At 58.3% G+C, this 6,452-nt stretch carries 6 protein-coding genes; 2 read left to right on the forward strand and 4 right to left on the reverse strand.

Annotation, left to right across the window (positions count from 1 at the left end):
- The first annotated feature begins 58 nt into the window (after nucleotides 1-58).
- Nucleotides 59-259 (forward strand): hypothetical protein, encoded by a 201-nt coding sequence (locus ACWNCF_RS03025; RefSeq protein WP_449405965.1) that lies wholly within the window; start codon nucleotides 59-61, stop codon nucleotides 257-259.
- Between the two features lie 2,512 nt (nucleotides 260-2,771).
- On the opposite strand, the gene ACWNCF_RS03030 is transcribed toward ACWNCF_RS03025, so the two are convergent.
- The 3 genes from ACWNCF_RS03030 to ACWNCF_RS03040 form a co-directional block, all read right to left on the reverse strand.
- Nucleotides 2,772-3,566, reverse strand: coding sequence for a hypothetical protein (locus ACWNCF_RS03030; RefSeq protein ID WP_091670819.1), 795 nt, complete (start codon nucleotides 3,564-3,566; stop codon nucleotides 2,772-2,774).
- A gap of 73 nt (nucleotides 3,567-3,639) precedes the next feature.
- Nucleotides 3,640-3,858: a hypothetical protein gene (locus ACWNCF_RS03035; RefSeq protein WP_449405966.1), complete on the reverse strand. Its 219-nt coding sequence runs from the start codon at nucleotides 3,856-3,858 to the stop codon at nucleotides 3,640-3,642.
- A gap of 291 nt (nucleotides 3,859-4,149) precedes the next feature.
- The gene (locus ACWNCF_RS03040) at nucleotides 4,150-5,253 is read right to left on the reverse strand and encodes a hypothetical protein (RefSeq protein WP_449405967.1); all 1,104 of its coding nucleotides are present in this window, start codon (nucleotides 5,251-5,253) and stop codon (nucleotides 4,150-4,152) included.
- Between the two features lie 328 nt (nucleotides 5,254-5,581).
- On the opposite strand from ACWNCF_RS03040, the gene ACWNCF_RS03045 reads away from it, so the two are divergent.
- The gene (locus tag ACWNCF_RS03045) at nucleotides 5,582-5,815 is read left to right on the forward strand and encodes a helix-turn-helix domain-containing protein (RefSeq protein WP_229416678.1); all 234 of its coding nucleotides are present in this window, start codon (nucleotides 5,582-5,584) and stop codon (nucleotides 5,813-5,815) included.
- A 14-nt stretch (nucleotides 5,816-5,829) separates the two neighbouring features.
- On the opposite strand, the gene ACWNCF_RS03050 is transcribed toward ACWNCF_RS03045, so the two are convergent.
- Entirely contained in the window at nucleotides 5,830-6,297 is a 468-nt protein-coding gene (locus tag ACWNCF_RS03050; RefSeq protein WP_449405968.1) for a T6SS effector amidase Tae4 family protein, read from the reverse strand.
- Nucleotides 6,298-6,452: the final 155 nt, after the last annotated feature.

Genomic DNA, 6,452 nt, shown 5'->3' on the forward strand with positions numbered 1-6,452 from the left:
ATGTTCGTACCTGGTTCAGTTACGTATTGCTAAGGGTTAAAACGGAGGAGTTAGTTGGATGATCCAGCACCTAGTTGAGAAGCCAGCTCATGAGCTGGGCAGGGTGTGCACGGTTCATTTCAGGTTGGGCAGGAAGGGGCGGGTCGTTCAGCGTTACCGAGGCAGTCGAGCCGCTATCGGTGTCTTTACGCGAAATGCTGCTCAGTGGTATCTCATTTTTGCAGAGCAACGCGATATTGAGTGCTTATCAGCTCGCTGATGATGAGCCATTGCGCCTTCGACTCTGAATTTAATCCATTGCACTTGTGGAACGACATGTAGAGATCATGAAGAGCCCGCGAGATCCGACTGTCCCTGCGAAAGGTGATCATTGATTGCCTTTTTATGTGATCACTGCGCTCCTGGACTAAGTTTTTCCCTGCGACGACTGGTGGGATGAGCTTGGCCTCAGATTGTCAGGACCATATGAGGATTGGTAAAACAGCGCTCGGGGAAACCGTCAAGAGGAGGACGGCGGCGACTGATGTCGGCACCTTTCGGACTTAGCTTGAGGGCTGGTCGCCATAGGTAAAAAGGGCGGGAAAATCATTGGGTCTAAGGTCCACTGCACGTGGCCTCTTGAAAATTATCCGAATTATGGCTGGCGAATAATTATTGGCTGTACATAATTTAGAATAATTAACCGCGGTCATGAGCGCAGGCTAGTCGGTTTCAAACAGCGTCTGGTAGCACGAGCGTCTGCCAGACCGGGCCGCCGAGCAATGACGTGCCAGGAGATCGCGAACCGGCAAACACCGAACTGCTCACTTGTTCTCAAGTATGCGATCCCTTGTGGACTCTCGGGCCTAGGCCGCTTGGCGAATGTATCGATTTTAGGCATTTTATGAAGCCAGGATAAAATGCCGGAATTGCGTGCGCGTGGGTTTTCTTCTAGCCGCGACAGGAGATCAGTCAGCGACAGTTAGCCGCTGCATACCAATGTTGCGTCTCGATGTCGATGCGATTGCGACCTGCCAGATGCTGCGGCGCAGGCGCAATGGGCGTATACCACGGGCCGCTGATCGACGCCCGGTGCGATGGTGACTTTCGAAAGACATGCTGCTGCCGCAGTCGCGCACGGGGCGGACAGGGGTTGGAGGCAAGCGTCATTCGCTAACCGGGTGCTTATTCGAACGGACAGCGCTTATCGACGTACTGGCGTCGGCCCCGGTGACTTTCACGGTCGTCTAGATGGGTTCGGCTCCCATCCTCGCCTCAACTCCCTATGAGGTTGGGGCTTCGGTCGACTTCCCACACGCATCACGTTTTGTTGTTTTCTGAAGGCTAATACTCCTGCGAAGAACGGACGTTGTTAGGCCTGGCCCGTCACGGGCGCGGGCAAGCCGCCGAGCCACGGCGGATTGAGGGGCGTAGGGCGTCGCGCACGGCGCCCCAAACCTGGGCGCGACGGGATAATGCGGCCATACTGCCGCGGGCGTCTTAAAAATGTGCAAATAGCAAGCCGCCGAATTTCTCCGGTCAACCTGCTCCCGCGGACGGGGAGCCACGCTACCAAGGCGGCGTGGGTGAACGGGCACATCCCGTTCGTTGGATGGGTTACTCGTGCTTCATCGTCCTTATCCGTGACCCCGCCCATCGGGGTCGGACGTAAGTGCTGCTGACAACGCCACATGGCCTCTTGGGCCAAGATGGTCGTCGCACCGCTCGTGCGGTGGTTCGCAGCGCCTTGAAACACGTTCTTCTAGAGATGAGACAAGTCGCTGCCGGTCGAGCCAGCAGGCGCCGGAGTCGAGCTTCCGCGCGCTCAATGGGCTGCGTCGGTCTAGCCGCGCAGCCGCTGCCATCGATACCCGAGTCTGGGCGATGGCAGGACGAAGGACCGCATCGTCGAGCAATGCGGAATGGACGCCGTCCAGTCGAGCCGGATCGGCAAAGCACGTCGGCATACCGGCGTACACACAAGGGGCGAAAATGGCGAGTTGTCGCCGCCGGGACGGCAGGGGTCGAGCCCGCCGCCGTCGCTTGGACTGGCCGCTCGGGGCGGCTGTGATGTGTTCATTAATGCGGGTGTCGACCGCAACGCCAGCCTGCCCCGAAGGGCTAACGGGCGCTAGACCCGGTAAGACTTACCAAAGATACGACTGCGCCGACTTCGCGTCAAGCGGGCTGCGCAGACACGAAGCGTTGTAGTTTATGGGCCTTTTTCGTGATCGCGCGCGGACCGCTCCTTCTTCCCTCTGATGACCAATCAGGAAGGGGGCCTCTGTTTTTCATGCTCGTTTGAGCGTCACGCCAGCCCGGGCATCCGAATTGAAACCGGCTTCAATGTGTCGGGGAACGCGACGGCGGCACGCAGGACCTGAACGCATGCCTTGCGCGCGTCGCTGTGATCTTTGGAGGTGCTCGTGAGGATCTGTCGAGGCACCGGATCGATGAGGAGACCAGTGGTCACGACGCCAATTCGGGGCGTCTCGCGCGTCGACCGTCGCGGGATTGACCGGATGCACAACGCGCGACAAGACTGCCGAAGTCAGGCAAGACGCGCCAATGACATCGACACTCGTCATCCGCATCGTGAATCGTGGTCTTGTTTCGTGCGCCCGGTTCATGAGAGTCTGTCGAGGTGCCGGATCGATGGGGAGATGGTTGGTCACGACGGCACGTCGATCTGTCGAGACACGCGAAGGACAGCGGCATTGGTCGCTCGTTTCACCGAAACGTGGTGTCGTTTCATACGGTCGATCGATCCAGGCAATGTGGGACCAGAGCCGCTAGTCCCGACCCTCACGTTTCAGCGGGAACCGTTCGATAAGGGCACAGATGGTCGGCGCAATTTCCACATGTTCGGGATACTCTCTGGAGATGGCAAGCGCCGTAAACATGAAGACGATGGCGGGCAGCGCGATGACGAATTCCGCGTCGGCGACCCGGGAGTGGAATGTCGCCAGCTCTACCGCGTCGAGTCTGCCAATGTCCATGTAGTGACCGCCTCGGCCAAGTGGTGCCAGCAAGGCGAACGTCGGGATGACGCGATCCAGCAACGGCAGCTCGTCGGGCGAGATGCCGGCATGGTCACGTGCCAGAAATTCAACGATGGAACTGCTGCGGAACTCGTCGGCTCGACGCGCGAACGCTTCGCTACCGGACCGTGCGACGTTGTAATACTGCGCTTCGATCAGCGTGCGGCAAGCCTGTCGCGCTGTCGTCGGCACCAGCGAGCCCGCCGCGGCCAAGACATCAAGACCTTCCTGTAACGCGCGCGCGCCGCAAAAGCGACTGTGGTCGGCGGCGGCCACGTCGGATTTCTCAAGCGTGAAGCGCACCCAAAGCTGAAGGAACTGGAGGTAGTGCTCGCACAGGACGCGCAGTAACGTCTTGAATGTGTAGGCGTTGTTGGACTCGAGTGTATCGAGCATCGCCGCTTTCAGACTGTTTGTCCGGACGCAGAACGACAGCATCGCGCGGTAGGTGTCGGGATACGTCGTCGTTGCGATGCGGCTCGACAATACCTGGAGATGTTCGTCGACGATGTTGCTAATGTGGGTGTCGATGGTACGCGCTCGCACTTGATACCTCCAACGTCATGGGTAAATCTGCGCGGCTCCTTTTTCGACATCGCCGTGCGAAGTCGGTTCGCCGTCATGATTCTTCGAAGGCTTCCGCCATAGCCAGAACCTTGGCTACTTTCCCTTTGGCCAGTGCTTGTAGCGGCGTCAGGCCGCCGAGGGAAAATCGCGCGCTCGTGAGGAAGAAGTGTTTGGTAGCGCCCGGCAGGCAGCCCAATGCTCTGCAGACACGCTCGATCGACAGGCGAGCGGGTGACGGGGCCGCGAAAAAAAGCTGGATATACGGCCACATCGCCGGGGCCCCGCAGTGCGTAGACGCGCTTTGCTCTCACGGCACCACTTAACGCCTGCGGCGAAATCTGCAAAAGGGCCCGCAACTCCGGACCTCGCAACAGTTCGCGTGAAGCCAGCTGCTCGCGGCGGTACTCCGCCTCCTCCCGAATCAGGGTCGCGACGAAATCTGCCGTGGAGACGTGGTTTTTGCGGCGATCAACCGGAGGCGACTTGCTGGCGGCGCATGCGTTCCGATTGGTCGCGCCAGAGCTTTGGCGAGAGCGACCATTCTTGTCATTTGACGTCCCCATCAGTTCCTCACCCCGGCTGGTTCCATCTCATCCTTGACGCCAAGTTGACGCTGGACATGAGCGGCTACCTCTTTCCCTTTCAGTGTTTCGAACGAAATGTCGCCGCCTTTGAGCACGTCGTCCAGCAGGACAGTAGTCAGCCAGGGCTCGGTCGCAGGCGAAGGACGGCGCCACGGGTGAATTGGCTTACCGTTCGCAAGTCGATAATCTGCCGCGCGACGTAGGCTTCCCGGCATCATGCTGTAGATTCTCTGACGTGCATATCCTCGTCGCTGGGAGAGCGCTGCGAGGTCCTTCAACGTGTAATGGATGATGTTACAGACCTCGCCAATCGAAAGATGGTCCAGGCAGTGCCGGATGGAAGCCGCAACCTTGGACGAGTAGAGGCCCGGCTGGCCGAACCTGTAGCCCGTGCATAGGTGGATGAAATACTTCTTGCACTCGCTTTCTGCCACCAGATACCAGAGTTCCTTGACCTCTTGCGGCTCGGGATGGTCCAGACGGTCGGATAGCACCGCGAAGATGTCGGCCAGCGACCGGCCTGTAATATCGCGAGCAAGCACCCATCGTCTCGTGCGTAAATTGATTGTCCCTGCACCAGTTGCCTCATCGATTCTGGTGTGATTAGCAATTGATGCAAGAGCTGGAACTAGGATCTTGTCCGCATAAAGTCGCGTGTAAATTTGTTCCGCGAGCTCATTAGTTGCTGCAAGCGCGCACGCCAGATACTCGAATGAAGGGATCTCTTGGTTGTCCCTGCCTACGTCTGCGGCCACGAGTATCGCGTACAGGAAGCATGACTGCATGTAGCTCAGGTGGGCAAAGTCGATCGGCTCGGATTGATCACGCATGCCTTTCGATCCATATGTCATGTGGTCACGACGCTGTCGCTCGGCGTACATGGACGCTTTCTGTTTTGCTGCAAGCGCTGCGGCGTCGCAGGAAGCACATAGCGGCGGCGTCCATTCTGCCTCCCATCCCAGTAGAGATCCAGTCGCGGGCGAATAGTCCCTGCGCGCGCCGACCTCGATCGCTGTCCCACAGGCATTGCATCGCAGATGGGGCAGGTAGGCACGACACGCAGATTTCAACATCTTGATCATCTCCGCGCGACTCAGCCCAGCGTCGGACTGCAACGCGGCGTAAGGCTCGGTCCATTTCCCTGAATCGTCGATGGACCAATATCTCAGGCAGAGCGAATTATTGGTTTCGCTATCGGTAAGGAAACATACGAAAGGTGTGCGATCTCGAGGCATGTCGTGAAGCTGGAGAGGAGGAGTACTGATCGGCACCGTTTGGCAGAGCTCAACGGTAAAAGCTAAAAGACCTTTCGATAGAATACTCGAAAATGATGACTATAGTCTGAAGACTTGATGATACCGCAGAGACATCATTTCTCCCAAATAATGGGAGAGGTCTTTGGATCCTGGGTTGGCCTTTGGGAAAGTGTTGCGCGCGGTGAGACGAGAGGTCGGCCTTACACAGGAGCAGCTTGCGCATGCGGCGGCAATTGACCGGACGTTCGTCAGCCTGATCGAACGTGGGGAGCGCCAGCCGACGGTGCGCGTGATTTTCCGGCTGGCCGAGGCTTTGGGCGTGACGCCGTCCCGATTGATCGAGTTGACAGAAGGGCAGGTGCGGAACAATGTTCGCGAAGGGCCGTGACCCTTGGGTTACTTCTATTGCAGCGCCCAGAACCAAACTTCGCGAGAGGACCAATAGCAGCCCGTCGCCATCCCATCGATCTCGTTCCCGCAGCGCAGATAGCTACCCCAACGGTCCCGGGATACGATGGCGATGTGCCCCTGCGGCCGATCGTCGCCATAGATGCTAAAGAACGACACGATGCCGCGCTGGCTACCAACTGCTTCCTCTGCTTTCGGTCCGCTGTCGAATTTTTCAGGTTGGCCGATCTGGCGTACCAGCCAGTTGCTCAGCTTGTGCTGACTGGTCTCGATCGCACGACCCTTGTACTTGCCTGCCTTGATCGGCCACTTACCCGGATTCGGGTAGCCGGCGCCGAGCAAGGCCAGGCTCAGCCGGATCGCGCATGTATTGTAGAAATTGGGATCGCTGATGTTTTCGGGATACCCAATCCATTGGTAGAGTTCTTCGCGGCCGACGTTGTCCGTGTCGGGGAAGTGCATTCTGAGACTGGCGAAAGGGACTTTCATCGCTTGCTCCGTTGGTCGACAGGGCAGGGCCATTTCGTCCGCCAGCCCTCTACGAGGTGCTGGATCATCCAACTAACTCCTCCGTTTAGCCTTAGCAATACGTAACTGAACGAAGTACAGACCAGAAA

Source organism: Massilia phosphatilytica (assembly GCF_977014125.1).

Bases quoted from the DNA above. Each gene is read 5' to 3' on its own strand.
- ACWNCF_RS03050 (WP_449405968.1), bottom strand. From the start codon at position 6,297: ATGCACTTCCCCGACACGGACAACGTCGGCCGCGAAGAACTCTACCAA.
- ACWNCF_RS03025 (WP_449405965.1), top strand. From the start codon at position 59: ATGATCCAGCACCTAGTTGAGAAGCCAGCTCATGAGCTGGGCAGGGTG.
- ACWNCF_RS03035 (WP_449405966.1), bottom strand. From the start codon at position 3,858: ATGTGGCCGTATATCCAGCTTTTTTTCGCGGCCCCGTCACCCGCTCGC.
- ACWNCF_RS03040 (WP_449405967.1), bottom strand. From the start codon at position 5,253: ATGATCAAGATGTTGAAATCTGCGTGTCGTGCCTACCTGCCCCATCTG.